Origin of the sequence: Silicimonas algicola (genome assembly GCF_003148765.1) — a bacterium.
In the GTDB taxonomy this organism is placed as follows: Bacteria; Pseudomonadota; Alphaproteobacteria; order Rhodobacterales; family Rhodobacteraceae; genus Silicimonas; species Silicimonas algicola.
Genome location: NZ_QGGV01000002.1, coordinates 203,354 through 228,897, shown reverse-complemented (window position 1 = coordinate 228,897; position 25,544 = coordinate 203,354). Strand labels below are relative to the sequence as shown.

Here is a 25,544-nt window from a genome sequence, read left to right as displayed (position 1 = left end):
GAGGTGGGCCGGGGTGAACCAGTCGTCGGACTTCCCGGCTGCCTCGTAGGCGCTCACAACAGGTCCTCTGGGTTCGGGGTCATATCATTCCGGGTGGGCTCCGCCTCGCCCGTAGAGGTAAAGCCGCGTTTCAGGTCTTCCTTGGTCACGGCAGGAAAAATTACCCAGCGACGTCTCTTTCCGCCGACGTAGGGTCTGGTGTCGCCGTGGATGAAACCTTGCTCGACAAGGTGCGAGACAACCTTCTCCCATGCCGAGTCCATGATGTTGTTCGTCAAAGGACTTTTACGGAGACCGAGCGCCGCTTCAAAAGCGTGTTCCTGAGCGAAGGCGACACGCTGGACCAGCGTGTCCTCCGAGAGGCCGCCCGGAAGGTCGATGAGTTCGGCGGTGTCGCGCTCCTGCTCGTGGAAGATCGTCGCGAGGGTGACAGGCTGCGTCGCCCAGTCGAGGACTGCTTCCGACCAGTTCTCCCACATCTCTTTCTGTCGGGCGCGCTCCTGAAGCCTCTTGGCCTCGCGCAGGGCCTCTCCGGTCAGGGTGAGGGGCAGATCGCCGTTGTACTGGCGTCGCATCTGGTCGTACTCGTGGACGGCCTGCGCCCAGAGCTGATCGCGCTCGGCGAGCACACCGCGCAGGTCGATGCTGTTGACCTCGCATCTGACTGGCCAGTACGAGCGGTTGCCCGTGGGGTCACGGAGGTACTTGGAGTCGTTGGTCGTGCCCCAGATGACGTTCTGCCGGGGGAAGCGCGTCAGCTCCCGGCCATAGGCTTCCCGGACGTCGTCATCCTGCCGTCGCATGAACTGCTTCGCGGCGTTGTGGTCGGCTTTGTGGAGAGAGGACAGCTCGGGCAGCTCCAAGGCCCACTTGCCGGAGGTCTGCTCGGCGACCTCGCGCCTGTTGCTCAGATCGCAGTCGATCTCGCCGAAGTAGTCCGAGCCATAGATGACCTTGATGAGCGTCGACTTCCCGATGCCCTGCTTGCCCTCGAAGATCAGGGCGTAGTCGAACTTGCACCCGGGGGTCTCGATCCGGGCGATGCTGGCGATCAGCATCATCCGGAAGGCCATGGCCGTGTATTCTGTCTGCTCGCAGCCGACGAAGCGGTGCAGGAAGGTCCCGATTCGGTCGACCCCGTCCCAGCCCGCCGAGCGCCATCGGCTGATCTTTTCCTTGATCGGGTGAAAGGCATTGTTTCGAGCGGCCAGTGCCACGCCACCGACGAGGTCGCGGTCGGATGATTTGAACCCGTAGCCCGCCTTTCCGGGGCCGTTCGGCGCTTCGATCACGGCGCGGATGCTCAGGTTATAGAAGTCCACCCAGAGCATCCCGCGCTCGGTGTCCGAGCAGACAACTGGCGGGATGGTCTTGCTCTTGGTCTTGATGCTCGCCAAAAGGACGACGTTCTGGGCGAACTCGTTGTAGGCGATCTTGCGGAAGAATCGCGGGTCATTCGTGATGATGGTCGCGATGTTGTGGAGGGTGGATTTTATCGACCCGTCTTGGCCCAGTTCCAGCTCGGTGGCGACCCAGTTCTCCGGCGGCTTTCCCGCCTGCTGACGCTGGTATCTTGGCAACTCTTCGGCCGTGTCCTCGACAGGGGAGCCCAGCAGGTCCGAGACGAAGTCCCGCTTGGCCTTGGCCTCTGCCGCCATCACCCGGGCATAGCCCTCGCCCAGCAGCTCGGCCGCGATCTCATCCGTGGTCGCCTGCTGCACCCAGCTCTGGTCGTCGTCATCCTCGAACATGGTGTTGAGGTCGTAGCGATCCTCGACGGACTGGAGGTTATAGCCCGGCTGGCTCCCGGCCCACTTGTTCATGGCCTTGACCGATTCCCGGTCCTTCATCGGAGTGTCGTCTTCGTCGTCGGCCGAGTTGAAGAGATGGCACCGGACCAGATCGTAGGCGTTCATCAGCTGGTCTTGAGCCGGATCAGAGCCATGGTGCGAGTAGACGAACTTGTCGTCGTAGACCACGGCGCCGCTGGTTGTGGTGCCCTTGATATAGGTCAGCCTTGTTGCCATACCTTCGTGGTAGTCGACGACCTCGTAGTAGTCCGCGAGGATGCCCGGCTCGCCCTTCTTGCCCTCGACAAGCTCGGTGATCGAGTAGGCCCGGCAGAAGGTGCCGATGGGGCTGTCTTTCAGGAGAGGGTCTTCCGCCTTCTCGGCTGACTCGCGCAGCTCTTGCTCGCCCTTGTAGCGTGGCAGGTTCGAGAGGTCTCCGGCGGTGCCGTTGATGGTCTCCCAGTCCGCGACCATCCCTTTCCAGTCCAACAGCTTACCCGGCTGCTGGTAGAAGACGTAGTGCTCGATCATGTTCGATGAGACGGTCGGCATGTACATCATCTGGGCGACCCGGGCGGAGACCTTGTCGATGTGCTCCATGTTTGGATCGACGATCTGCGAGAGGATGCGACAGACGGCAGGGTATTGCTCGGGCGGGATCGGTGAATCGGCGATGACCATGACCCGGAGCCGGGGCTTCTCGGGCGTGTGGCGACGGCTGCTGTGGGCGAAGAGGCAAATGCCGGGCACAAACTTTCCGGCCAGCAGGTTCTCTTGAAACTCGGGGGTCGCGTAGTCGACGTCCATGGTGACAAGATCGCGCGGCTGGATGCCGCGCTTGTTGCGGGTGCCGGTCTCGGTCTGCGCGGGCATGAACCAGCCGCCTACGCCCTTCAGGAACGCTTGCTTCCGGTCATGGAACGTCAGGTAATCGTGGAATTTTTCGGAGGTCGGAACAGGTGTCTCGAACCGCTTCATAAAATGCTGAAGGGGTTCCGACAGGTTCTTGGCTTTCCCCAGATTCGTCGCATCTCCGAGCGCGAAGCGGATCTGTCTGGCGGGAAACATGGGCTCTTCTCGCATCCAGGAGAGTCCTACTTGGAGAGACGGGCAGTTGCTCGCGCTTGCAGTGCCGACAATGCTGTGCCGCGCATGCAATCGCTGTGCTCGAAATCCGACTGAAAGCTACGTCGTCGCCTCGACGACGTTCTTCTCAATCCATGCATCGAGATCTGAGCGGCGATATATGACTGTGCCGGATAGTTTAACGAAGCGTGGACCTCGACCGCGGTTCGCGCTCATTCTAAGTTTTGCAAGCGTGGACTGCGGGATACAGGTGTACCGCGAAGCTTCACTCGGCTTCATGTTCTCGGGCAGGACATTCTCATCCACCAACTCGGGCGATGGACTTCCAGCTTTGATCGTCTGCATTCTCAGGTCCTCGTGGATGTTCAAGGTCTTTCGACAATATTCCACGAATGCAGACGCTTCCGTCCTCAAAGTTAAGCCGCTATCTTAAGAGACGTTATACTCTGACCTGCTCATCCTCTAGCAAAGACAGGTAGAACAGTTTCATCACCTCGCGATACTCGGCTCGCAGCGCCGTGTTTTCCCAGACACGCTGTATCTCAGTTGCCTCCACATTCCGCAGACGAGATTCCTTTATTCCCTTTGAAGCTATGTCAGCTAGGTGCGTCTTCTTACCGCGTATACCCCATCGGTCTCGATTTTTGCCCACAGGCAGGTCGTCATGCTGCTGCATCAATTCCTCAAGAAGAGCGAAAATGATGAAGTTGCGAGACCAATTTCTATCTCGGCCTGGACCGGGATTCCTTCTTGGACGCGTTCTTGGGTTTTCCAGATATGAAGCAACAACTTGGCCAAGCGGTTTAGGTACATGCACTCCTGCTCGAAGTCGCGTGCCAGAGGCGAACAAACATAGGTCAAAGACGTCTGGTTCTGTCTGTGCGCGTCTTGCGAAATCCCGAAGATGCCACGGCGAGAGAAGAACGTATTCAGGCTCAGTTTCGGACCAGCTTAATCGGAGCTGATACCAAGCACGGATCCATTCTGGACCATGCTTGACGAGATGGCTATCGACCATTCCGTCGACAATACGCGTTGCGAATTCGCACAACTCTCGTTGAGCAACTTTATCCATAGAGTTCAGGTTCCAGGTCTGTTGCTGCGTCGGCCAAGTTCGCTACAGGTTGTCTTCATCGCCGGCCTCAAAGCATCGAGAGAAGGTCGAACGTATCTTTGACCGGTGATCGAGAGCGGAGTGTGATTGAGGAGGCGACCCACGACTTCCTCCAGGACGCCAGCCTCCATGGCCACGGTCGCGAATGTTCTGCGGTGGCTATGAGGACTCCAATTGAGACGTTTGGGTCCCGTCAGACGGCCCTCCGGGCCTCTCGCGGCCGGAAACACCCACCGGCGGTGGAGTCCGCGGACAGGGGCGAGGATATCGTGATGAACTTGCAGGATTGGAAGATCAAAGCTTCGTCCGTTCTTGGTTATAGGCAGGTGAAGGCGGCCTTCGTGGACGTGTTTCCACTCGAGTTTCAGAGCTTCGGCTTTCCTGAGCCCAGTGAACAAAAGAAACTCGTAGAAGGTGACGTGGATAGGGTTCGGCAGCGCTTCGATCGTCCGGCGCCAAAGGACCAAATCCTCTATGATCGTACCCTCCGGTCGCTCCTCGAACCACTCAATGGCCAGAGTTGGGCATTCTGGAAGCTCCGAGGTGCGACGAGCGTGGTTCCAGACCGTACGAAAGTATTTGAGCGTGTGGTTGGCTGCAGAAGGCCTATTAGCCATCGATTGATGTTTGGCTACGACCATTCGCTTTGTGATCTCGTCGAGCGGCAGGCTAAGCCATTCCTTCAGGTGCAGCGCGAACTGCTGGCGAACACCGCTGCGATGTGCCTCAGACCGCAGTTTGGTCCGAGCCAGATAGACATCCATCGCACTTTCGAGAGTGGGCGCGCCCACTTGGATCGCCTTGCCGGCCCCCCTGCCCCATTCAAGGGCGAAGCCAAGGGCTGTCTGTCTCGCGGTCGCGGCAGAAATCATCGGATAGCGTCCAATCAGGACACGCTGCGTGCGTCCGCCGACATCCCGCTGGAAGTACCATGTCTTCGATCGCTTCCCCACAAAGAGGACAAAACCCTTGATCTCATTGTCCCAGTACTTCTGCGTACCTTTATCGGCCTGCGAGAGCTTGCTCGCGAAGGTCTCGGTGAGCTTGGGCATTTTGTCGGCTTTTTGTCGGTTTCTATAGCAAATCGTACGAACCGATGGGACACGATCGGAAAGTTCAATGTCAACAAAAATAATGAGTTAGAATGATCTGGAACGATCTGGAAAGGCCCAACATCTGGTTGGAAGGCTGAGGTCTTACCATTACACAACGCCCGCGTCGCTTCGGGGTAAGTATTGGATGGGGCATCCGGGGTCAAGCGCGGGCATGGACAGGGTTGCCCTTGGCGGAGCGCGCCACCGCCCCTAGGTCTGGGGGGAACGGAGATTCCAGATGCAGCATTATTCGCTTCTCGACCTGTCGCCGGTGCCCGAGGGACATACGGCGGCAGAGGCCCTCGCCAACACCGTCGAGCTGGCGCGCGCCGCCGAGCGTGCGGGCTATCGCCGCTACTGGCTGGCCGAGCATCACAACATGCCGGGCATCGCGAGTGCGGCCACCGCCGTGGTGATCGGTCATGTCGCGGGTGCAACGAAGACGATCCGCGTCGGGGCGGGCGGGATCATGCTGCCGAACCACGCGCCTCTCGTCGTGGCCGAGCAGTTCGGCACGCTCGAGACGCTTTATCCGGGGCGGATCGACCTGGGCCTTGGTCGCGCTCCTGGCACGGACATGGCGACGGCGCGGGCGCTCAGGCGGCACATGGTGCAGGAGGACAGCTTTCCGCAGGATGTGATCGAGCTTCTGGGATACCTGGGCGATGCCGACGCAGGCGCAAAAGTGCAGGCGTTTCCGGGAACGGGCACGCATGTCCCGATCTGGATCCTCGGCTCGAGCCTTTATGGCGCGCAGCTCGCGGCGCATCTGGGGCTGCCCTATGCCTTCGCGTCGCATTTCGCGCCGGGCTATCTCGAACAGGCGGCCGAGACCTATCGCGGCATGTTCCGCCCGTCGAAGTGGCTTGACCGGCCGTGGTTCATGATGGCGGCGGGCGTCTGCGCGGCTGTCACGGATGCCGAGGCCGAACGTCTGCGGTCGTCGCAGATCCTCTCCTTCGCGCGGCTGCGGTCGGGCCAGCCCGGCAAGCTGCCGCCGCCCGATCTGGCCGCCGTCGAGGCATTGCCGGAGGAGGTCAAGGCGCAGGTCGCGGGGGCGTTGGCCTGCTCGGCGACGGGGTCGAGAGAGACGGTGCGGCGTCAGCTCGGCGATCTGGTCGAGGCGTTCCAGCCGGACGAGCTGATGGTGACGGGCATGATCCACGATCACGCCGCGCGGATCCGCTCGTTCGAGATCGCGGCCGATGTGCTGCGCGAGATGGTCGAGGTGCGCGAACCCGCCTGAGGTCAGTGCTTCGGCATTCCCCTGCCCCGCCCCAGCCGCTTCTGAGCGGCGATGCGGAAGGGGGCGTTCGGCGCGCCGTAGCCGTCGTAGCTGCCGGTTCTCTGCACCACCTCGAAGAAGAGGCCCCCCGCGAAGGGGCGGCTGTAGAACTGGAAGAAGGCGCCGTCCGCGTCCTCGTCGTAGAGGATGTTGAGCGCCTTCAGCTCTTCGATCCGTTCGGGTGGCAGCGGGAAGCGGGCGGCGAGATCCTCGTAGTAGTTGCCGGTCATCGGCAGAGGCTCGAAGCCCGCCTCCGCCATTGCGCGGGCGGCGGCGAGGATGTCGTCGGTGGCGAAGGCGACGTGCTGGACGGCCCCGCCGAAGCTTTCGGCGAGGAAGGCGCCCGCAAGGGTCCGGTGCGTCTCGGCTCCGTTCAGCGTGATGCGGAGGCTGGCGTCGGGGGTGCGGATCGCCTGGCTGCGGACGAGGCCGTCGGGGTCGATCACGTCGACCATGGGCGCACGGTCCATGTCGAAGATCGCGGTGTAGAACAAGGCCCAGCTCAGCATCTCGTCGTAGTTCATCGTCTCGGCGACGTGGTCGACGCGCGTGAGACCCGCGCCCGAGGGGGCGGGTCCGTCACCGCCCGTGAATTCGACGGACCACACGTCCGAAAGGCCGCTTGCCTCGTCGATGAAGTGCAGGACGCTGCCGCCGACGCCGCGGATCGCGGGGATGTCGAGCTCGCCCGGGCCGACAGGCTGGCGGAAGGGCGAGGCGGCGAGGGCCACGGCGCGGGCGACGGTATCGGCAGCGCTGTCGACGGTCAGGCCCAGGTCGCAGATCGTGGTGCCGTGGTTGACGTAGGCGGCGCTGGCGAAGCCCGTCGTCTCGAAGTTCAGGACGATGCGGATGTCGCCCTGCTGCCAGAGATCGAGGTCCTTCGCGACGTGGCGGCCGACATGCGTGAAGCCCATGCTGCGGAGAAGGGCGGCCAGCGCCTTGGCCTCGTCGCCGCGGGTGGCGAATTCGATGAAGGCGACGCCGCCGACGCCGACGCGGGGAGGCAGGTCGGGCAGCTCCATCGCCACGTCCGGCTCGGTCCGGCGCACGTCGTCCATGAGCGCCACGAGCGAGCGGTAGCCGTCGCGGGCCAGCCCCTCGGGGCGGCCGCCGCGGAACTGGTCGTTGAAGATCTCGAGGCTGACGGGACCGTCGTAGCCCGTGGCCGCGACGGCGCGCATGAAGGCGGTGACGTCGAGGTCGCCCTCGCCCGGCATGTTGCGGAAGTGGCGCGACCAGTAGAGCAGGTCCATCTGGATCAGGGGCGCGTCGGCGAGCTGGACGAAGAAGATGCGGTCGCCGGGGATGCGCCGGATCGTCTCGGGGTCGATGCCGCGCCCGAGGGTGTGGAAGCTGTCGAGGATGAGGCCCACGTTCGGATGGTCGGCCCGGCGCACCACCTCCCAGGCGTCGCGGTGGTCGTTGACGTGACGCCCCCAGGCCAGCGCCTCGTATCCGATGCGCAGGCCCCTGCCCTTCGCGATCTCGCCCAGCTCGGCAAAGTCGTCGGCCATGCGGTCGACGCCGCCGAGGGCCTGCGGATGGGTGGAGGAGCAGATCAGGATCAGGTCGGTGCCAAGCTCGGTCATGGTGTCGAACTTGTGCTTCGCCCGGTCGAAGGCGCGGGCGCGCAGGTCGCCGGTCAGCCCCTCGAAGTCGCGGAAGGGCTGGAACAGGGTGATGTCGAGTCCGTGGTCGCGGATCATCGCGCCGATCTCGCGCGGGGTGCCGCTGTCGGCGACGAAGTCCTGCTCGAAGATCTCGATGCCGTCGAACCCGGCCTTCGCGATAGCCTCGAGCTTTTCTCGCAGCGTGCCCGAGATCGAGACGGTGGCGATCGAGGTCTTCATGCGATCTCCTCGGCTTGGGCGAGGTCGGTCCTCAGGCGCTCTTGGTCCAGCGGTCGGCCTGCGAAGTGCGCCCAGGCGTCGACGCCCTGAAAGAAGAACAGCTCGTAGCCCGAGATGACCGTCAGCCCCTCCGCGTCGGCGTCTTTCAGGAACTGCGTGTCCCGGGGGGTATAGACCGCATCGAAGGCCCAGGCAGCGCCGGTCATGGCGTGCGACGGGAGCGGCGTGCCGTCATAGCCGACCATGCCCACGGGCGTGCCGTTGAGAAGGCCATCCGCGCCCTGCGCGGCAGTGAGGGCGTCGGAGGCGGTGACGATCTTCGCCTCCGTCCCGGCGGCGCGCAGGTCGGCCGCCAGCGCCTCGGCCTTGGCCGCGTCGCGGTCCACGAGGCGGATCTCCGTCGCGCCCAGGGCGACCAGGCCGAAGGCCAGAGCGCGGCCCACGCCGCCGGTGCCGATCAGGCAGGCCACGCCGGGCGCGGTATCGCCCCGGACGCCCCGATAGGCGGCGATGAAGCCCGAATAGTCGGTGTTGAAACCCCGCGGCCCGCTCTTGTCGAACAGCACCGTGTTTATCGCCCCGATGGCGCGGACAAGCGGGTCGGGGATCGCCACCTTTCGGGCGGCCCGTTCCTTGTAGGGGTAGGTCACGTTGATGCCGCGATAGCCCCGGCTCGCGCAGCGGTCGAAGACCTCGTCGAAGTCCTCGTCCAGATCCTTGGGCACCAGCCGGTCGTAGCGGACGCTCAGGCCGGTCTGCTCGCCCGCGAGGCGGTGCAGGACGGGCGCGCGCGACCGGGCGATGTTGTCCCCGATCAGGCCGAGCCTCAGGTCGGGATCTCGGGTCATTGCGGGGTACTCCCTTCACGGTGTCCGAAGATCCGCGTCTTGCCGCGGGCCCAGAGCGGCGTCTGCGACAGGAAGATGAGGATCACCGAAACGAACAATACCAGCGACAGCGGACTGGTGACCACACCGTAGAAGAACCGGCCCAGGTCCTCGCGTTCTGAAATGATAGCGCGACGCCAGTTGTCGTCGAGGAGACGCGACAGGATCACGCCCAGGATCACTGGCCCCAGCGGGTAGCCGTAGTGGCGCATGAAATAGCCGAAAATCCCGAAGCCCAGCATCCAGTAGACGTCGGTGATCGAGTTGTTCACCGCGTAGGCCCCGACGATGGACAGAAGCATGATGAGCGGAATCAGGACCGAGCGCGGCATCTCGACGATTTTGGTGAAGAGCCTGATGCCGGTGAGGCCGAAGATCAGCATGAAGACGTTCGCTGCGACCAGCGAGCCCACGATGAACCAGAACATGTCGGGCTGGTCGATCATCAGCATCGGCCCCGGGTTCAGCCCGTGTATGAAAAGCGCGCCGATCATGATGGCGGTCACCGCGTCGCCGGGAATGCCGAGCGTGATCATCGGGATGAAGGCTCCGCCGACGGCGGCGTTGTTCGCCGTCTCGGGCGCCACCAGCCCCTCCATCGCGCCCTTGCCGAAGGGCACCTCGGGGTTCTTCGTCACGCGCTTGGCGTGGTCGTAGGCCATCAGGGCAGCGATGTCGCCGCCGGTGCCGGGCAGCGCGCCGATGACGACGCCGATGGTCGAGGTCTGGAGCGAGAGCGGCAGGTGCTTCCTGACGGTGGCGAGCGACGGCACGATGCGGGTGATCTTCTGGCGCACCGCGTCCCGGTCGACGTGGTGAAGCTGGAGCAGCGCTTCGGAGACGCCGAACATGCCGATCATCACGGCGATGAACGAGATGCCGCTTTCCATGATGCGCAGATCGAAGGTGAAGCGCTCGGCGAAGGTCAGGGGGTCGCGGCCGACCGCGCCAATGGCGATGCCGAAGGCGCCCGCGAAGATGCCCTTCACCAGGCTGCCCTGGCTGAGCGAGCCGACGAGGAGGATGCCGAGGACGGCGAGCAGCATGTAGTCCCTTGGCTGGAACCTCAGCGCGAAGTCCGACACGAGCGGGGCGGCGAGTGCGAGAACCGCGATGCCGATGAAGCCGCCGATGAAGGACATCACCGTGGTGACGCCGATGGCGGTTCCGGCCTCGCCCCTCTGGGCCATGGGATAGCCGTCCATCGCGGTGGCGATGGCCGAGGGCGCACCGGGGATGTTCAGGAGGATCGCGGTACGCGAGCCGCCGTAGACGCCGCCCATGTAGATGCCGATCATCAGGGCGATGGCCGGGTAGACCTCCCAGGAGAAGGTGAAGGAGATCAGGATCGAGACGGCCATCGTCACCGAAAGGCCGGGGATGGCGCCGACGTAGACGCCCGCGAAGGTGCCGACGGCGACGAGGATCAGAAGCTCGGGGTCCAGGAAGACCGTCAGGAAGGCCATGAGCGTTTCCATCACGCACTTCCTCCGACGAGGTCCCGGAAGACCTGGATGATCTCTCCCTCGGGGACGATGCCGGCGGGCATCAGGACCGAGAAGACGATGCGGAAGATCAGCCACACGACCAGAAGGCTGCCGAGCGAGACGCCGAGCGTCCAGCCCCAGCCCCGGCGCGAGAGCGCCTTGATCGCCACGATGAGGAACAGGGCCGAGGTCGGCAGGAAGCCGAGCGGCCTGAGCAGCAGACCATAGCCGACGAGGAGGGCCGCGACGAGGATGACGACGCCGGGCAGGATGTCCTTCGCCACCGTCTCGGTCGTATCGAGCGGCAGACGGCGGGTGCGGAGCACGACAAGTGCGGCCGTCACGACCATGACCGCGGTCGTCGCCATCGGGACGGTGCCGGGCGCGGACAGCGCCTTGAAGCCCGAGATGCCGTAGGCGCTCCACATAAGGACGAGGCTGGCGCCGAGAAGGAAGAGGCCGAAGACCATCTCGCCGGGGCGGCGGTGCGTCGGCTCGCCTCCGGGGGTGGCGTCGGACGTGCCATCGTGGTGGTCGGGGTCGATGAGGTCCATGCCGGTCTCCCCTTGGCGGCGGATGCGGAAGAAAGGGACGGCACCGCGCGTCACGTCGGACGGCGGCGCCGGCAGGAAGGGGCGGCCCCTTGGGACCGCCCGGTCAGGCCGTCACTCGCCGGGGCGCGCGATCCCGAATTCCTCGGGCGAGGTCTGGGTCAGGCCGGCGTCCTGGAGAAGCCAGGTCGTGCCCTGCTGCCAGGTCGAGAGGAACTCCTCGGCCTCGGCGCCGGTGAGGCCCAGCATCGTGAAGCCGCGGTCGTCCATCAACTGGACGAAGTCCGGGTTCTTCGCGCCTTCCGCATAAGCTGCCTGGAGCTTGGCGACCACGTCCTCGGGAGTGCCGTTCTTGACGAAGACGCCGAAGAAGGGGCCCCAGGGGAGGTAGGTGTCATAGGCTTCGTTGAACTCGGTCACGATGGGCGCGTCGGGCAGCTTGGCGTTCTTCTCGACGTCGAAGATCGCGAGCGGCTTCATGTTGCCGGCGCGGATGCCCTCGATGGAGGCGCCGAGAACGGCGGGCATCACATCGATGGCGCCGCCCTGGAGCGCGGTCAGCGCCGGGCCGTCACCGTCGTAGGGAACGGCGATCACGTCGAGGCCGCCCTCGACCGTCGAGATCATCGCGGTGATGACCGAGGGCAGGCCGCCGGGGCCGGTGGCGCCGAAGCGGACTTCGCCCGGGTTCGCGCGGATATAGTCCATCATGCCAGCGTAGTCGTCGAAGGGCGCATCGGGACGCGCGACGAGGACGGGCGTGCCGCGGGCCAGGATCGAGATCGCGGTGAAGTCCGAGTAGTCCTTGTCGCCAAGGCCCATGACCTTGTAGAGCAGCGGGTTCTCGGCGCCCATCAGCAGGGTGTAGCCGTCGGCCTCGCCGTCCGCGACGGAGTTGAGCGCGATGGCCCCCACGCCGCCGGTCATGTTCTGCATGACGACCGTGCCGCCGAGGGCTTCCTCGGCATGGGGCGTGACCGAGCGCATGACGGTGTCGGTCGACCCGCCTGCGCCCCACTGGATGATGCCCTGGATTTCCTTCTCGGGGTATTCGGCGAAAGCGCCCGTGGCGGAAAGGGCGATGGCTGCGGCGACAGCGCCGAGTGCGAAACGTTTCATGGATGTCCTCCCAGACATGGCGCCGCCGACCTGACAGCTGGCGCGACAATGGAGCTATGATCGGGCTTCGGGTGCCGTAACGTCAAATATCAAGTTTTGCCCATCGTTAACGTCGTGTTAATTGGCGGAGCGGAGACGTGGGCCTTCGGCGATGGCGCGCCCCAGCTCTCGCCGGAACTGCTGGATCGTCCATTCGGCGAAGCCGCTGAGGACGCGGCCCTTCTTGCGGACGACGTAGCTTCCGACGCGCACGTCCTCTTCCAGCGGCCGTCTGACGAGTCCCGGCATGTAGACCTCGGCCACCGAGAACTCGTCGATCAGGGCGACACCCAGCCCGTGGCGAACGAGGCTGACGACCGTCTGGGCGAAGCGCCCCCGCATCGAATGGCGGAGCGGGATGCCCGCCTCCGCGAAGGGCCGGGCCATGAGCGCGCCGTAGGGGTCGGCCGGGTCGACGCCGATGAGCGGTTCGTCCGCGAGGTCGCGCACCGAGATGCGCGTCTGCGCCGCCAGTCGGTGGCCTTCGGGAAGGATGACGACGAGGCGGCCCTCGGCGATCTCCTCGTTCTCGATGGCCTCGTTCTGGATCGGCGAGGACATGATGACGAACTCGCCGCGTTCCAGGAGGAGATAATCCACCGTCTCCTCGATCTTCAGGATGTTGAGGTCGATGAAAAGGTCGGCATAGCGGGCGCGCACGTTGCGCAGGACGCGCGCGGCGATGAACTGCGCGATGGAGGGGGCGGAGGCGAAGGCGAGGCGCACGTCCTCGCCCTTCTGAAGCGCGCCGACTGCGTGCTGGAGGTTCTCGACGCCCTTGTAGACCTCGCGCACCTGATCGAACACGCGGCCTGCCTCGACGGAGGGCACGAAGAGCCCCGCCTTGCGCTCGAAGAGGCGGATGCCGAGGGATTCCTCGGTGTGCTTGACGAGGCGGCTGATGCCGGGGGCCGAGACGTGGAGCATGTCGGCCGCGCCGCTGATCGTGCCCGTCATCATCACGGCGCGGATCACCTCGATCTGTCTGAGCGTCATTTCCATCGCCGGTCTCCCTCCGCAGACATTAACCTCAAGTTACTCCAAGGCAAGAATGAGCATTTGACGTTACTGGCCGCCCGCACCGATCATGCGGCCCGCAGCCAGGGGGAGGAGCAGAGTTGGCCGAAAGCGCGGAGCGGACAGTGGACTGCGACCTCCTCGTCGCCGGGTCGGGTGCCGCGGGGTTCGCCGCGGCGCTCGTGGCGGCGCACCGGGGCCTGCGCGTGATCCTGGCCGACAAGGCGCCGGTCCTCGGAGGCACGACCGCCTGGTCCGGCGGCTGGATCTGGGCGCCTGGCAACCCCGTGGCGCGCCGCGCCGGGGTGCCCGACGAGGGCGACGCTCCCCGCCGCTATCTCGAGGCCGTGCTCGGCAACGCGTTCGATCCGGCGCTGGTCGACGCCTTCCTCGCCGCCGCGCCCGAGATGGTGGATTTCCTCGAGAGGCACACCGCCCTGCGGTTCCAGCCCGGCCTCGGCATTCCCGACACCTACGGCGACCGCCCCGGCGCGGGCACCGGCGGGCGGTCGATCATCGCGGAACCCTACGACGCGCGCGATCTCGGATCCGACCTCGCGCTTCTGCGGCCGCCGCTGCGCGAGACGTCGTTCCTGGGGCTGACGATCCAGGCCGGGCCGGACCTGCGCGCCTTCCTGTCGGCCACGCGGAAGCCCGGATCGGCGCTGCATGTCGCGCGGCGGCTGGGACGGCACCTGTGGGATCTGGCGCTGCACGGGCGCGGAATGCAGCTTCGGAACGGCAACGCGCTGGCCGCGCGGCTTTTGCGGTCGGCGCGCGACATGGGCGTCGAGCTTCGGCCTGGCCACGCGGTCGTGCGACTGCTGACGGGACCGGAGGGCGTGACGGGCGCGGTGCTGCTCTCGGACGCGGGCGAGACGACGATCCGAACGACGCGCGGCGTCGTCCTCGCCACCGGAGGCTATCCGCACGACGCCGCCCGGCGCGATGCGACCTTCCCGCGTGCCGAGGGTCACCTGACGTTGGCCGTACCGACGGCCACGGGCGACGGTCTGCGACTGGGTGAAGGTGCAGGAGGCCGTCAGGCGCGTCATCTCGCGGCGGCTGGCGCATGGTGCCCCGTGTCCCAGGTCACCTGGCCCGACGGGACGACCGGGACCTTTCCCCACATCATCGACCGGGGCAAACCGGGCGTCATCGGCGTCCTCGCCTCGGGCCGGCGGTTCTGCAACGAAGGGCTCGGCTATCACGACTATGTCCGCGACATGCTGGCGGCCGTGCCCGAAGGCGAAGCGGTCGCGTCCTGGCTGGTGTGCGACCGGCGGTTCCTGCGGCGCTATGGCCTTGGCATCGCGCGTCCGGCGCCCCTGCCCGTCCGCCCGTGGATCCGGTCGGGCTATGTGAAGACGGGACAAACGCTGCGAGAGCTGGCGTCGTCCTGCGGCATCGACGCAGACGGCCTCGCCGCCACCGTCGCGCGCTTCAACGACGACGCCCGGCGCGGAGAGGACACCGAATTCCAGCGCGGCACCACGCCCTACATGCGGCTTCAGGGCGACCCCGAGGTGGGCCCGAACCCCTGCCTCGCGCCCATCGAGACGCCGCCCTATTACGCCGTCCGCGTGGTCCCGGGCAGCTTCGGCACCTTCGCCGGCCTCGTCACCGATGCTGAGGCGCGCGTCCTCGACGAGAGGGGTGCGCCCATCCCAGGCCTCTATGCGGCGGGCACTGACATGGCGAGCGTGATGGGCGGACACTATCCTGCGGGGGGAATCAACCTCGGCCCCGCGCTGACCTTTGGGTTCGTCGCGGGCCGCCACGCCGCCGGAGCCGCCCCGTGACGCGCACCCTGTCGCTCGCTCACCTGACCGCCATCGACCTCGCACCCCCGGCGCTGATCCGCGCGGCGGCCGAGGCGGGGTTCGACGCCGTGGGGCTGCGGCTGATCCGGGTGACGGACACCAGCCCCGGCTATCCGCTGATGGTCGACACCCCGATGATGCGCGAGACGCGCGCAGCGCTGGCGGACACGGGGCTGTCCGTCCACGACATCGAGTTCGTGCGGATCGAGCCCGGCACCGACGTCGACGCGCTGGAGCCGTTCCTCGACGCGGGCGCGACGCTTGGTGCGCGCGAAGTGGTGGTGGCGCCCTACGATCCCGACCTGTCGCGGCTCGCGGATCGGCTGGCTGAATTCGCGGAACGCGCCGCGACGCGGTCGCTCGGGGTGTCGATGGAGTTCTTTCCCTGGACGCCGCCGCGCGACCTCGACGCGGCGCTCGCGCTCGTCACGCAGGCGGGGCCGCGCGCTGGTCTCCTTGTCGATGCGCTTCACTTCGACCGCTCCGAGAGCAGCCTCGAGACGCTGCGGCGGGTGCCGCGCGAGAGACTGCGCTTCGCGCATCTGTCGGACGCCCCCGTCCATCCGCCCTACTCTGCCGACGAGTTGTTCCACACGGCGCGCGAAGCCCGCCTGCCGCCCAGAGAGGGGCAGATCGACCTCCACGCCTTCCTCGACGCGCTGCCGCCCGACTTGCCCCTTGGTGTCGAGGTGCCCATGGCCGCCCTCTGCGCCGCCGAGGGTCCCGCCGCCGCAATTCCCCGTGCCTTCGCCGGCACCAGACGCCTATTGGGAGAGAGACCATGACCACCCCCGCCATCATCTGCGTCGCCATCACCGGATCGCTGCCCACGAAAGCCGTGAACCCCGCGGTCCCGATCACCGTGGCCGAACAGGTCGAAAGCACTCAGGCCGCCTTCGAGGCGGGCGCCACCATCGTCCACGCGCATGTCCGCAACGACGACGAGACGCCCTCGTCGGACCCCGAGAAGTTCGCGCGGCTGAAGGAGGGGTTGGACAAGCGTTGCCCTGGCATGATCGTTCAGTTCTCGACCGGGGGGCGGTCAGGCGCGGGACAGGCGCGCGGCGGAATGCTGCCCCTCAAGCCCGACATGGCGTCGCTGTCGGTCGGGTCGAACAACTTCCCGACCCGGGTCTACGAGAACCCGCCCGACCTCGTGGACTGGCTTGCCTCCGAGATGAAGGCGCATGCTGTCATGCCCGAGATCGAGGCGTTCGATCTGTCGCACATCTTTCAGGCCGCGCGGATGCACGCGGACGGTCGCCTGCCCGCAAGACCCTATGTCCAGTTCGTCATGGGGGTGAAGAACGCCATGCCGGTCGATCGCGAGGTATTCGAGTTCTACATCCACACGGTGAAGCGGTTCTTCGGCGAGGATGCGCCCTGGTGCGCCGCCGGCATCGGGGCCGAACAAATCACGCTGAACAGGTGGGCGGCCGAGGCGGGCGGGCACCTGCGGACGGGGCTCGAGGACAACGTGCGGATGGACAAGACGACGCTCGCGCCGTCGAACGCGGCCCTTGTGGAGCGCGCGGCGCGGATCGTCGAGGAGGCGGGGCGGCGCGTCGCCACGGTGGCCGAGGCGCGGGCGTTGCTGGGTCTGCGCGGCGTCTGACGGTTCAGGCGTTCCACACCACCTGGCCCAGGTCCGCCACCCCGTAGCCCGCGAGGCGGCCGGCGCGGTCGCGGAAGGCGTCGGTCCGCGCGAAGGCCATGAGCGCCTGCATCGGCGGCTCGAACCAGGCGCGGCGGTCGACGAGAAGGTCGAACCTCTCCTCGATCAGCGGCACGAAGGCGAGGCCGTAGGGCTGTGCGACCGCCTCCATCCCGAAGGCCACGTCGGCATCGCCCTGCTGGACGGCGAGGACGACGTCCTGCTCGCTGCGGCAGGGCGCGGTGGCGGTCAGCCTGGTCTCGTCGACGCCATGCTCGGAGAGGATATGGCGAAACAGCACCTCGGCCCCCGCCTCGGGCTGGCGGCGCGCGACGCGAAGCCCTTCCAGCCGGTTGGGGCCGGTGACGCTGTCTTTCAGGTCGGGGCGAAGGACGAGGCCGCGCGTGCGCGACACCCACCTGACGAGAACGGCGTCCTGCGAGGCGACCGACGCCTTCGCCGTGGCGACGTTCCAGCCGCCGTCCGCCTCGCGGACATGGAGGCCCGCCGCCGCGCCCTCGCCCGCCGCAAAGCGCCTGAGACCGTCGAGCGAGGAATCGAACATCGTCGCGAAGCCGGAGCGCGATTCCCGAAGCGCCCAGTCCAGAAGCGGGTCGTGGCTGCCGAGGAAGATGTCGGGGCGGCGCGCGGGCGCGGTCGCGCCGCTTTTCGTCCTCTCGATCCAGGCGCGCACCTGGTCGGCGGGGAACAGGAGCTTGCCCGTCGCGCGCGAGCAGGGCACCTGCCCCGAGGAGGCGAGGTCATAGACCTTGCGCTCCTTGATCCGCAGAAGCTCGGCCAGTTCCCGGACCGTCAGGAATTCGTGGGGGTGATGGGTGTCCGCCATGCGGCCACCTTACCCGGCCCGCGCGGCGCGGCAAGCGGGGGCGGTGGCCCCCGCCCGCGGGTATCACTCGGGCGCGTTCGGGAAGAACAGTTGCTGATCGTTGATCCTGTAGCCCGCGATGGCGTCCTGCCCTTCATCTGACAGTAGCCAGTCGATGAAAGCCTGCCCCTCTTCGGCCTTCACCGAAGGACACTTCTCGGGGTTCACGAGGATGACGCCGTACTGGTTGAAGAGGTCGGTGTCGCCCTCGACCGCGATGTCGTAGTCCTGCTTGTTCTCGAAGCTGATCCAGGTCGCGCGGTCGGTCAGGACATAGGCGCCCATGCCGATGCCGGTGTTGAGCGTGGCGCCCATGCCGGAGCCCGTCTCGCGATACCAGTCGCCCGAGGCCGACTTGGGGTCGACGCCTGCCGAGTTCCAAAGCGCCAGTTCCGCCTTGTGTGTGCCGGAGTCGTCGCCACGGGAGGCGAAGGGAGCGCCCGTCTCGGCGATCTTCGCCATCGCGCCCTGCACGTCGTCGGTACCATTCACGCCGGCGGGGTCTTCCGTCGGGCCAACGATGACGAAGTCGTTGTACATCAGGTCCGTCCGCATGACGCCGCCGCCTTCCGCGACGAATTTCTCCTCGGCGCTCTTGGCGTGGACCAGAAGCACGTCGCCGTCGCAGTTGGCCGCGTTGCCGATGGCCTGTCCGGTGCCGACCGCAACCACGTTGACCTCGATGCCGGTCTCGCCCTCGAAGATCGGGAGAAGGTAGTCGTAGAGGCCGGAGTTCGCCGTCGAGGTCGTGGACTGCACGATGATCGATTCAGCGAAGGCGCCGCCGGCGGTCATTGCGATCGTCGAGGCGATGGCGAGTTTCTTTATCAATTTCATTGGTCTGTGACCCTTTCCTGCATCAAAGAACATATCGCCCCGCGAGATAGGCCGCGGCCTCTCCGCTGTGCGGTGCGTCGAAGAACCGGGTCGCGTCGCACCTCTCGACCAGGCGACCCCGCGCGAAGAAGGCGACGTCGGAGGCCAGGCGGCGCGCCTGGGCGACGTCGTGGGTGACGAGGATGACGCGGACGCCCTCGCCCGCGATCTCGGTGATCGCCGTCTCGATGGTCAGCGCGGAGGCCGGATCGAGGCTGGCGGTGGGCTCGTCGAGGAAGAGAACCTGCGGACGGGTCGCAAGTGCACGGGCGAGGGCCAGGCGCTGCTGCTGGCCGCCCGAAAGACGCCGGGCGGAGTCGCCAGCGCGTTCGAGAAGGCCGACGCGAGCAAGGCAGGCGTTGCGCCAGTCGGCGTCGTGGATGCCGCGCGCCTTCAGGGCGAAGTCGACATTGGCGGCCACGGACCGCCGCAACAGCACGGGCGCCTGAAAGACCATCGCCTGCCGCAGACGGTCGCGGTCGGTCAGCGTCGCGCCGTCCAGCGTCACGCGACCCGAGGTCGGGGCCTGAAGGCCGTGGAGACAGCGCAGGAGAAGGGTCTTGCCCGCCCCGTTCGGCCCCATGACGACCGACACGCCGCCGCCTTCGAACCGCAGGCTCACGTCGTCCAGCCGCCGGACGCCCCCGATGTCGAGGCTGAGGTTTTCGGCCCCCACGATGGCGCCCGTCTCGGTCATCCGCACCTCTCGCGCCAGGTCACGCATGGGCCACGCGTTCCCCGGGAAGCCGCAGCGCCTGGACGCCCGCGTTCACGCCGAGTGCGATCACCATCAGGACGAGGCCGAGCGCCAGCGCGAGAGGCAGGTCGCCCTTCGAGGTCTCGAGCGCTATGGCGGTCGTCATCACCCGCGTCAGGTGGTCGATGTTGCCGCCCACGATCATCACCGCGCCGACCTCGGCCACGGCGCGGCCGAAGCCCGCCATCGCGACGGTCAGGAGCGAGAAGCGGCCGTCCCACAGAAGCGCGCCCATGCTTTGCCAGCGGGTCAGGCCCAGCGAGCGGAACTGGTCGGCGTATTCGCGGTGCAGATCCTCGATCACCTGGCGCGACAGGGCCGCGACGATGGGGGTGATGAGCACCGTTTGGGCCACGATCATCGCGGTGGGCGTATAGAGGAGGCCGAGGAAGCCGAGCGGGCCGGAGCGGCTGAGGTGCAGGTAGACGAGCAGGCCCACCACGACCGGCGGCAGGCCCATCAGTGCGTTGAGGGCGACGAGCGCGGCACCCCGTCCGGGGAATCGGGCGACGGCGAGGAAGGCGCCGAGCGTCAGGCCGAGGACGCAGGCCACGGCGGTCGCGGTCAGGCTGACGCGCAGCGAGAGAAGCACGATCTCGAAGAGGTCCGCGTCGCCACGGGCGACAAGCCCCAGGGCGAGGGCGATGGCTTCGGCCATATCGTGCAAATCCTCCCCCTCTCATTGCATGATTTACGTAGGCAACCCTAGTTGCGGTAATTCCTGCGTGCAACATCGCATTCCTGATGATGCGATAAGCCCCGCAAATGCAGGCGTCCCTTGCGTTTTTGCTTCTCACCGCGGTCAGGGCGTGGAATCCTCGTGCGACCCCTTACGAGGAACCGCGAAAACCGTGCAGCCCGCCTTTCGCCTCGACCTTCGGGAAGCCAGCGGTGCGCTTGGCGACCTGGGAACGCTCCTGCCGCTGATGCTGGGCGCGATCGCGGTCGGCGGACTGTCGGCGCAGCCGGTCCTCGCGGGCTTCGCCGTCTTCTACGCCGCCACCGCGCTCGTCTACCGTCTGCCCGTCCCGGTGCAGCCGATGAAGGCCATCGCGGCCCTGCTGCTGGTCGGAGCGGCTACGCCGGTCTCGGTCGCGCTTGCGGGTGCAATCATCGGGGGTGTCCTCATCCTTCTCGCGATCACGGGATGGGCCGCGCGACTGGCGCGCCTCGTGCCGCAGTCTGTGCTGGCGGGGCTTCAGCTTGGACTGGGGATCGCTCTCGGCCTTCTCGCGATCCGGCTGATGGGAACAGCGCCCGTTGCGGGCCTGCTGAGCCTTACCTGCGTCGCTGCGCTTCTGTGGGCCGGGCTGCCGGCGGCGCTGCTGTTCCTTGCCGCCGCCCTTCCGCTCGGCCTCGCGCTCGACCTGCCGGGGATCGCGCTTGCCGCGCCGGAAGAGACGGCGCTGGCGGCGACGGTCCAGCAGCTTGTCCTCCCGCAGCTTTCGCTGACGCTGACGAACGCCATCCTGCTGACGGCGCTCGTCGCCAAGGACTGCTGGGGAGAGGCGGCGCGGGACGTCACGCCGAAGCGGCTTGCGCTGACGAGCGGGATCGCGAACCTCTGCCTCGCGCCATTGGGCGCGCTGCCCATGTGCCACGGCGCGGGCGGCGTCACGGCGCACCATCGCTTCGGCGCTCGCACCGGGGCCGCGCCCCTGATGCTGGCCGCAGCGCTTCTGGCGGTGGCGCTTGTGCCCGGAGCGCCCGACCTACTCGCCCACATCCCGGCGGCAGCGCTTGGCGCGCTCCTGATGATCGCCGCCGTCGACCTCGCGGCGCAGAAGCGCATCGTCGACTGCAAGCCGTCCTGCCGCCCGGTCATCGCGGTGACGGCGCTGGCCACGGTCGTCGTGGACCCGTTCATCGGTTTGGTGGTCGGCACGGCGGCCGAAGCGATCCGCGTCGCCGTCGTCCGCCGGCTTTACGGCAAAAGCGACCGCGCGTTCAGAAGCTGAGTTTCGCGCGGCGCCGCGTTTCCTTCGCCCGCGCTTTTCTCTCGAGCACGACGTCACGCGCGACCCAGTCGTAGTCCGTGTCGGCGACGACCGTGTCGAAGTGCAGGATCCCGCCCTTGCGCCACGGATCCAGCACCAGACCCTGGCGATAGTCGTCGCCCCGGCGGCTGATGATGGCCGTCGAATGGTCGATCCGGAACGGGTTGTCGGCGCTGGCGATGGCGCGGTGGATCTCGAGCGTCTTGAAATTTTGCGCCACCAGCGCCGTCTCCATATCCTCGGCCCAGTGCCAGCAGAGGCCGCGCGGACGCAGGCCCATGTTGACCTTGGTGTTGTGGACGAGCGGGCTGTCCGTGATCTGGTACTGGATCGCCAGTTCGCGCGTGCGCGCGAAGGAGACGCGTGCGGCGCGGTCGGCCTCTTCGAGGTCGATGCCGGGCCCAAGAGCCAGGATCGCGGCGCGCAGTTCGGCGACCTGCGCCTCGCCCACAGGGGCGCTTTTCTGCGGATCGACGCCGCCGCAACTTGCGACGAAGAGAACGGTGAGGATCAGAAGGACGCCGCGGAACGCGCGATACATGGTCATGGTCGGAGTCTTTGGTTGTTCGCCTGTCACTTGAGGTGCTAGCGCGCCGCCCTTCGGATGTCGACCCGCTCACGCGGAATTGTGCCGGGGGCTCGCAAGCCTGCGACAGGGTGCTATTGTGCGCCCAGGGGAACAGGGAGGGGCAAAGATGACCGACATTCGCAAGCTTCAGGTGCAGGGCGTGCATCACATCACGCTGACCGGCGCCGACCGGCAGACCTCGATCGATTTCTGGGAGGGCACGCTCGGGATGCCATTCATCTTCGAGCAGCCGAACCTCGACTCGCCCGGAGAGAACCACCTCTATTTCGATCCGGGCGACGGGCGGCTGATCACGATCTTCACGAACGAGGACCGCACTCCGGACCGACGCCGGACGCCGACCGATCCGGGCTGCGTCCACCACCTGGCCTTTGCGGTGTCCGAGGCGACCTTCGCCCAGGCCGAAACGCGGCTGAAGGCGCGCGGCATCGGCTATACCGGGCCGAAGGACCGGGGGTTCATGGATTCGATCTATTTCAAGGATCCGCTCGGCTTTCTGATCGAACTCGCCTGCTATCGCTTCACGCCGCCCGAGGGCTGCCGCCATGCCGACGTCATGATCCGCGCGCACCGCCTCCGGGTCGAACGCGGCGACCACCACATCGACCGTGTCCACCTTGCCGACGCCATCGAAGCGCTGGTCGAGGAGCGGCACGCCTCGCTGTCGGCGGACCGGAGTGCCCGAAACCCGTATTGAAGCCGGAGGCCCATTCCCCTAGGCAAGGTCGCGCAGAACGAGGAGAAAAAGAAGATGCCCACGCCCCCCTTCCGCGCCGACCACGTCGGCAGCCTTCTCCGTCCCGCCGCGATCACCGACGCCCGCCGCCGCCACGCCTCCGCCGAGATCACCGCCTGGGACCTCAAGGCCATCGAGGACGAAGCCATCCCCGAGCTGATCCGGATGCAGGAGGAGGTCGGCCTCAAGGCCGTCACCGACGGCGAGGCGCGGCGTTCGTTCTGGCACTATGATTTCATGGGGATGCTCGACGGCCTCGACCTCGAGGAGCGCGACCCCGAGGGCGGCGTCCAGTTCGCGGGCGTGAAGCTGCGGCCGATCTTTCCGACCATCTCGGGGAAGCTCGATTTTCCTGCCGACCATCCGATGCTGGACCACTTCCGGTTCGTGAAGGATCACACGACGGTCGTGCCCAAGATCTCGATCCCCGGCCCCTCGTGCTGCCACTTCCGAACCGCGCCCGAGGACATCAAGGTCGCCGCCTACCTCGATGATCCGCAATCTCTTTTCGATGACCTTGCGGCAACCTACCGCAAGGCGGTCCATGCGTTCTACGATGCCGGGTGCCGTTACCTTCAGATGGACGACATCTTCTTCGCCTACCTCTGCGACCCGAAGCACCGCGCGGCAAAGGCCGAGGCCGGACAGGACCCGGACTGGCTGATCGAGCGCTATTCCTGGATGATGCGCGAGGCGATCAAGGACCGGCCCGAGGACATGGTGATCGGGATGCACATGTGCCGGGGCAACTTCCGGTCGACCCACGCCGCCGAGGGAGCGTACGACGCCGCCGCCGAGGCGATCTTCTCGACCGGGGTGGATGTGTTCTTCATGGAGTACGACACCGACCGTGCGGGCGGTCTGGAGCCGCTCGGCCTTCTGCCGAAAGGCAAGCAGCGCGTCCTGCCGGGGTTCATCACCACCAAGACGGGCGAGCTCGAGGACATGGACTGGCTGAAGGCGCGATTCGAGGAGGCCTCGAAGTATTGCGACATCGACCAGTTGGGCATCGCGCCGCAATGCGGCTTCGCCTCGACCGAGGAAGGCAACGCCATCACGCCGGACGACCAGCGCCGGAAGCTCGATCTGGTGGTGCGCTGCGCCGAGGAGATCTGGGGCGGGGTGTGACGCACCGCCGCTTGGCGGAACGTCACACCCGTGATATTCGTAAGCCTGAATACATGAAACGGGAGGAGCCGTCATGATCCGCACCGCACTCGCTGTCCTCGTCGCTGCCGTGGCCCTGCCCGTTTTCGCCGAGACGGTGCCGATGGGCGATGACGGGCTCCACAAGCCCGCATGGTTTCGCGAGACGTTCAAAGACCTGCAGGAGGATGCTGCTGAGGCGGCGTCCGAGGGCAAACGGCTTCTTGTCATCGTCGAGCAGCGCGGTTGCCTTTACTGCAGGGACATGCACGAGCAAACCTTCAGCGACCCTCGCGTCAAAGCTATGCTCGAAGAGAATTACTTCCCCGTGCAGATCAACTTGCATGGCAATATCGAGGTTACGGACACCGACGGCGAAACGCTGACCGAGAAGGATGCGACGCGGAAGTGGGGTATTCTCTTCACGCCGACGATGATCGTCATGCCGGCCGAGGTGGAAGGCGACCGTCCCGCCGTGGCGCAGGCGGCGGCCGTGATGCCGGGCGCCTTCTCGGCCGGAACCACACTGGACCTACTGACGTGGGTCTGGGAGGACCGCTTCCTCGACCAGTCGGAAGAAGACTTCCAGCGCTACCACGCGCGCCGAATTCGCGAGCGCGACAACGGCGACACCCGCTGATTATTCAGCCGCGAGGACCGCTCCCGCGGATGCGCGGCCGCGCGTCAGAAGCGCGTCGGTCAGCCGGGCACCGGCCATGATCGAGCCGAGCGCGATCAGCGCCGCGACTGAAAGCGACGCCGAACCCGAGAGGCCTGCGCCCACGGTGCAGCCGCCGGCCAGAACGCCGCCAAGGCCCATGAGGCTCGCCCCGCCCGCATAGCGCAGCGTCTGCGCTGGCGTCTCGAAGCTTTCGAGCCTCAGTTCGCGCCGGGCCGCCGCCGAGAGGAAGGCGCCGACGAGGACGCCGCCGACGAGGCCCGTGCTGAAGCCCGCCGGGATCGAGGTCGAGGCGATGGTCCAGAACAGCGTGTCCGCCCAGGGCTGCGTGAAGGAAAGCGATATCAGCGGGATCGGGTCGAACTCGTCCAGTAGGAACCAGCCGGTGCCGATCCAGCCAAGCGGGATCAATGCGCCGATGACCGCCGCCATCGCAAGGTGAAGCGGCCGCGCGCCCGACCGCCAGACCACGGCAGCGAGCCCCAGCGCCAGGAGCGCCGTCCAGACGGGAGCGCCGCCGGGAAGTCCCGACAGGGACGCGGCGTCGCCGAGCCCGATGGTGGGGGTGCCGAGGGCGACGCGGACGGGCGACAGAAGCCCCTTGAGCGCCGAATGCGCCACGACGGCGAAGAGGACGATGACGGTGACGGCGCGCAGATTTCCGGTGGCCGACAGGACGGTCAGCCGCGACACGCATCCGCGCGTCAGGACCATGCCTGCACCGAAGATCAGCCCGCCGACGATCACTGCGACGAAGGGCAGGTCCGCGACGTGCAGGCGGTGGTCCGAGAAGTCGATCCAGCCCGCCGCGACTGCAAGCTGCGTGCCGAGAAGCGCCACGATCAGCGCCGTAAGCCAGGTGCCGAGCGCCTGACGGCGATCCGGTCCCGCGACCATGCCGCGCCTGAGACAGAAACGTGAAATCTGCGCCGCGATGCCGAAGACCACGCCCAGAAGGCCCCCCAGGATCACCGAGGCGAACACGGGCGTCAGATCGGTGTCGAAGGTCTCGAAGAACATGGCGCAATCCCTAATTCGCGGACCCCGCCACCTAGCTCAGGACGCGCGCGCGATCAAAT

The 25,544-nt window shown here is 66.6% G+C and carries 23 protein-coding genes; 8 read left to right on the top strand and 15 right to left on the bottom strand.

The genetic code is table 11. The annotated features are described in order from the left end of the window. Positions 1 to 53: 53 nt before the first annotated feature. The 3 genes from C8D95_RS05595 to C8D95_RS05580 all read right to left on the bottom strand — a co-directional run bounded on the left by C8D95_RS05595 (position 54) and on the right by C8D95_RS05580 (position 5,042). On the bottom strand, positions 54 to 2,858 hold the full coding sequence (locus C8D95_RS05595) for a virulence-associated E family protein (RefSeq protein WP_164721689.1): 2,805 nt from the start codon (positions 2,856 to 2,858) through the stop codon (positions 54 to 56). A 117-nt stretch (positions 2,859 to 2,975) separates the two neighbouring features. Continuing rightward, entirely contained in the window at positions 2,976 to 3,245 is a 270-nt protein-coding gene (locus C8D95_RS05590; protein ID WP_211312606.1) for a helix-turn-helix transcriptional regulator, read from the bottom strand. Between the two features lie 711 nt (positions 3,246 to 3,956). Continuing rightward, complete coding sequence (locus C8D95_RS05580; RefSeq protein WP_109758183.1) at positions 3,957 to 5,042, bottom strand: tyrosine-type recombinase/integrase; 1,086 nt, start codon at positions 5,040 to 5,042, stop codon at positions 3,957 to 3,959. A gap of 280 nt (positions 5,043 to 5,322) precedes the next feature. On the opposite strand from C8D95_RS05580, the gene C8D95_RS05575 reads away from it, so the two are divergent. Then, positions 5,323 to 6,330, top strand: coding sequence for an LLM class flavin-dependent oxidoreductase (locus C8D95_RS05575; RefSeq protein ID WP_109758182.1), 1,008 nt, complete (start codon positions 5,323 to 5,325; stop codon positions 6,328 to 6,330). A gap of 2 nt (positions 6,331 to 6,332) precedes the next feature. Here the strand turns inward: C8D95_RS05575 and C8D95_RS05570 are convergent, their stop codons facing one another. The 6 genes from C8D95_RS05570 to C8D95_RS05545 all read right to left on the bottom strand — a co-directional run bounded on the left by C8D95_RS05570 (position 6,333) and on the right by C8D95_RS05545 (position 13,307). Further along, positions 6,333 to 8,222, bottom strand: coding sequence for a bifunctional sugar phosphate isomerase/epimerase/4-hydroxyphenylpyruvate dioxygenase family protein (locus tag C8D95_RS05570; protein ID WP_109758181.1), 1,890 nt, complete (start codon positions 8,220 to 8,222; stop codon positions 6,333 to 6,335). Then, positions 8,219 to 9,070 carry a shikimate dehydrogenase family protein gene (locus C8D95_RS05565; protein ID WP_109758180.1) on the bottom strand — a complete coding sequence of 284 codons (852 nt, stop codon included), beginning with the start codon at positions 9,068 to 9,070 and terminating at the stop codon, positions 8,219 to 8,221. Before C8D95_RS05565 ends, C8D95_RS05570 begins: the two co-directional genes overlap by 4 nt. Next, positions 9,067 to 10,587 (bottom strand): tripartite tricarboxylate transporter permease, encoded by a 1,521-nt coding sequence (locus tag C8D95_RS05560; protein WP_109758179.1) that lies wholly within the window; start codon positions 10,585 to 10,587, stop codon positions 9,067 to 9,069. Before C8D95_RS05560 ends, C8D95_RS05565 begins: the two co-directional genes overlap by 4 nt. After that, entirely contained in the window at positions 10,587 to 11,150 is a 564-nt protein-coding gene (locus C8D95_RS05555) for a tripartite tricarboxylate transporter TctB family protein (protein WP_109758178.1), read from the bottom strand. Before C8D95_RS05555 ends, C8D95_RS05560 begins: the two co-directional genes overlap by 1 nt. A gap of 111 nt (positions 11,151 to 11,261) precedes the next feature. Next, on the bottom strand, positions 11,262 to 12,266 hold the full coding sequence (locus C8D95_RS05550) for a tripartite tricarboxylate transporter substrate binding protein (protein WP_109758177.1): 1,005 nt from the start codon (positions 12,264 to 12,266) through the stop codon (positions 11,262 to 11,264). Between the two features lie 117 nt (positions 12,267 to 12,383). After that, positions 12,384 to 13,307 carry a LysR family transcriptional regulator gene (locus tag C8D95_RS05545; RefSeq protein WP_109758176.1) on the bottom strand — a complete coding sequence of 308 codons (924 nt, stop codon included), beginning with the start codon at positions 13,305 to 13,307 and terminating at the stop codon, positions 12,384 to 12,386. Positions 13,308 to 13,423: 116 nt separating this feature from the next. On the opposite strand from C8D95_RS05545, the gene C8D95_RS05540 reads away from it, so the two are divergent. The 3 genes from C8D95_RS05540 to C8D95_RS05530 are packed head-to-tail and all read left to right on the top strand — an operon-like array spanning position 13,424 to position 16,760. Next, on the top strand, positions 13,424 to 15,124 hold the full coding sequence (locus C8D95_RS05540) for an FAD-dependent oxidoreductase (RefSeq protein WP_109758175.1): 1,701 nt from the start codon (positions 13,424 to 13,426) through the stop codon (positions 15,122 to 15,124). Beyond that, on the top strand, positions 15,121 to 15,930 hold the full coding sequence (locus C8D95_RS05535) for a sugar phosphate isomerase/epimerase family protein (protein WP_109758174.1): 810 nt from the start codon (positions 15,121 to 15,123) through the stop codon (positions 15,928 to 15,930). The genes C8D95_RS05540 and C8D95_RS05535 overlap by 4 nt, the downstream gene beginning before the upstream one ends. Continuing rightward, positions 15,927 to 16,760, top strand: coding sequence for a 3-oxoadipate:acetyl-CoA acetyltransferase (locus C8D95_RS05530; protein ID WP_109758173.1), 834 nt, complete (start codon positions 15,927 to 15,929; stop codon positions 16,758 to 16,760). Before C8D95_RS05535 ends, C8D95_RS05530 begins: the two co-directional genes overlap by 4 nt. 4 nt (positions 16,761 to 16,764) lie before the next feature. On the opposite strand, the gene C8D95_RS05525 is transcribed toward C8D95_RS05530, so the two are convergent. The 4 genes from C8D95_RS05525 to C8D95_RS05510 form a co-directional block, all read right to left on the bottom strand. Next, entirely contained in the window at positions 16,765 to 17,646 is an 882-nt protein-coding gene (locus tag C8D95_RS05525; RefSeq protein ID WP_109758172.1) for a substrate-binding domain-containing protein, read from the bottom strand. Positions 17,647 to 17,709: 63 nt separating this feature from the next. Next, the gene (locus tag C8D95_RS05520) at positions 17,710 to 18,522 is read right to left on the bottom strand and encodes an ABC transporter substrate-binding protein (RefSeq protein WP_109758171.1); all 813 of its coding nucleotides are present in this window, start codon (positions 18,520 to 18,522) and stop codon (positions 17,710 to 17,712) included. Between the two features lie 22 nt (positions 18,523 to 18,544). Beyond that, entirely contained in the window at positions 18,545 to 19,285 is a 741-nt protein-coding gene (locus C8D95_RS05515; RefSeq protein ID WP_109758170.1) for an ABC transporter ATP-binding protein, read from the bottom strand. Beyond that, positions 19,278 to 19,985, bottom strand: coding sequence for an ABC transporter permease (locus C8D95_RS05510; protein WP_109758169.1), 708 nt, complete (start codon positions 19,983 to 19,985; stop codon positions 19,278 to 19,280). The genes C8D95_RS05515 and C8D95_RS05510 overlap by 8 nt, the downstream gene beginning before the upstream one ends. Positions 19,986 to 20,169: 184 nt before the next feature. Here C8D95_RS05510 and C8D95_RS05505 point away from each other — a divergent pair, with 184 nt between their 5' ends. After that, the gene (locus C8D95_RS05505) at positions 20,170 to 21,276 is read left to right on the top strand and encodes a putative sulfate/molybdate transporter (RefSeq protein WP_241239665.1); all 1,107 of its coding nucleotides are present in this window, start codon (positions 20,170 to 20,172) and stop codon (positions 21,274 to 21,276) included. On the opposite strand, the gene C8D95_RS05500 is transcribed toward C8D95_RS05505, so the two are convergent. Beyond that, on the bottom strand, positions 21,266 to 21,862 hold the full coding sequence (locus C8D95_RS05500) for a hypothetical protein (RefSeq protein ID WP_109758167.1): 597 nt from the start codon (positions 21,860 to 21,862) through the stop codon (positions 21,266 to 21,268). The two genes, C8D95_RS05505 and C8D95_RS05500, sit on opposite strands and share 11 nt — an antisense overlap. 157 nt (positions 21,863 to 22,019) lie before the next feature. Here C8D95_RS05500 and C8D95_RS05495 point away from each other — a divergent pair, with 157 nt between their 5' ends. The 3 genes from C8D95_RS05495 (at position 22,020) to C8D95_RS05485 (ending at position 24,426) form a co-directional block, all read left to right on the top strand. Further along, positions 22,020 to 22,601 (top strand): VOC family protein, encoded by a 582-nt coding sequence (locus C8D95_RS05495; RefSeq protein WP_109758527.1) that lies wholly within the window; start codon positions 22,020 to 22,022, stop codon positions 22,599 to 22,601. 54 nt (positions 22,602 to 22,655) lie between these two features. Further along, entirely contained in the window at positions 22,656 to 23,768 is a 1,113-nt protein-coding gene (locus C8D95_RS05490) for a 5-methyltetrahydropteroyltriglutamate--homocysteine S-methyltransferase (protein ID WP_109758166.1), read from the top strand. A gap of 73 nt (positions 23,769 to 23,841) precedes the next feature. Then, positions 23,842 to 24,426 carry a thioredoxin family protein gene (locus tag C8D95_RS05485; protein WP_109758165.1) on the top strand — a complete coding sequence of 195 codons (585 nt, stop codon included), beginning with the start codon at positions 23,842 to 23,844 and terminating at the stop codon, positions 24,424 to 24,426. On the opposite strand, the gene C8D95_RS05480 is transcribed toward C8D95_RS05485, so the two are convergent. Then, positions 24,427 to 25,485 carry a YeeE/YedE family protein gene (locus C8D95_RS05480; RefSeq protein WP_109758164.1) on the bottom strand — a complete coding sequence of 353 codons (1,059 nt, stop codon included), beginning with the start codon at positions 25,483 to 25,485 and terminating at the stop codon, positions 24,427 to 24,429. It abuts the gene before it with no gap. Positions 25,486 to 25,544 lie beyond the last annotated feature (59 nt).

What these genes read in the sequence shown, in the direction of transcription:
- C8D95_RS05595 (WP_164721689.1), bottom strand. Translation starts at nt 2,858, where the DNA reads ATGTTTCCCGCCAGACAGATCCGCTTCGCGCTCGGAGATGCGACGAAT.
- C8D95_RS05580 (WP_109758183.1), bottom strand. Translation starts at nt 5,042, where the DNA reads ATGCCCAAGCTCACCGAGACCTTCGCGAGCAAGCTCTCGCAGGCCGAT.
- C8D95_RS05575 (WP_109758182.1), top strand. Translation starts at nt 5,323, where the DNA reads ATGCAGCATTATTCGCTTCTCGACCTGTCGCCGGTGCCCGAGGGACAT.
- C8D95_RS05570 (WP_109758181.1), bottom strand. Translation starts at nt 8,222, where the DNA reads ATGAAGACCTCGATCGCCACCGTCTCGATCTCGGGCACGCTGCGAGAA.
- C8D95_RS05565 (WP_109758180.1), bottom strand. Translation starts at nt 9,070, where the DNA reads ATGACCCGAGATCCCGACCTGAGGCTCGGCCTGATCGGGGACAACATC.
- C8D95_RS05560 (WP_109758179.1), bottom strand. Translation starts at nt 10,587, where the DNA reads ATGGAAACGCTCATGGCCTTCCTGACGGTCTTCCTGGACCCCGAGCTT.
- C8D95_RS05555 (WP_109758178.1), bottom strand. Translation starts at nt 11,150, where the DNA reads ATGGACCTCATCGACCCCGACCACCACGATGGCACGTCCGACGCCACC.
- C8D95_RS05550 (WP_109758177.1), bottom strand. Translation starts at nt 12,266, where the DNA reads ATGAAACGTTTCGCACTCGGCGCTGTCGCCGCAGCCATCGCCCTTTCC.
- C8D95_RS05545 (WP_109758176.1), bottom strand. Translation starts at nt 13,307, where the DNA reads ATGGAAATGACGCTCAGACAGATCGAGGTGATCCGCGCCGTGATGATG.
- C8D95_RS05530 (WP_109758173.1), top strand. Translation starts at nt 15,927, where the DNA reads ATGACCACCCCCGCCATCATCTGCGTCGCCATCACCGGATCGCTGCCC.
- C8D95_RS05525 (WP_109758172.1), bottom strand. Translation starts at nt 17,646, where the DNA reads ATGGCGGACACCCATCACCCCCACGAATTCCTGACGGTCCGGGAACTG.
- C8D95_RS05520 (WP_109758171.1), bottom strand. Translation starts at nt 18,522, where the DNA reads ATGAAATTGATAAAGAAACTCGCCATCGCCTCGACGATCGCAATGACC.
- C8D95_RS05515 (WP_109758170.1), bottom strand. Translation starts at nt 19,285, where the DNA reads ATGCGTGACCTGGCGCGAGAGGTGCGGATGACCGAGACGGGCGCCATC.
- C8D95_RS05500 (WP_109758167.1), bottom strand. Translation starts at nt 21,862, where the DNA reads ATGACCATGTATCGCGCGTTCCGCGGCGTCCTTCTGATCCTCACCGTT.
- C8D95_RS05490 (WP_109758166.1), top strand. Translation starts at nt 22,656, where the DNA reads ATGCCCACGCCCCCCTTCCGCGCCGACCACGTCGGCAGCCTTCTCCGT.
- C8D95_RS05485 (WP_109758165.1), top strand. Translation starts at nt 23,842, where the DNA reads ATGATCCGCACCGCACTCGCTGTCCTCGTCGCTGCCGTGGCCCTGCCC.
- C8D95_RS05480 (WP_109758164.1), bottom strand. Translation starts at nt 25,485, where the DNA reads ATGTTCTTCGAGACCTTCGACACCGATCTGACGCCCGTGTTCGCCTCG.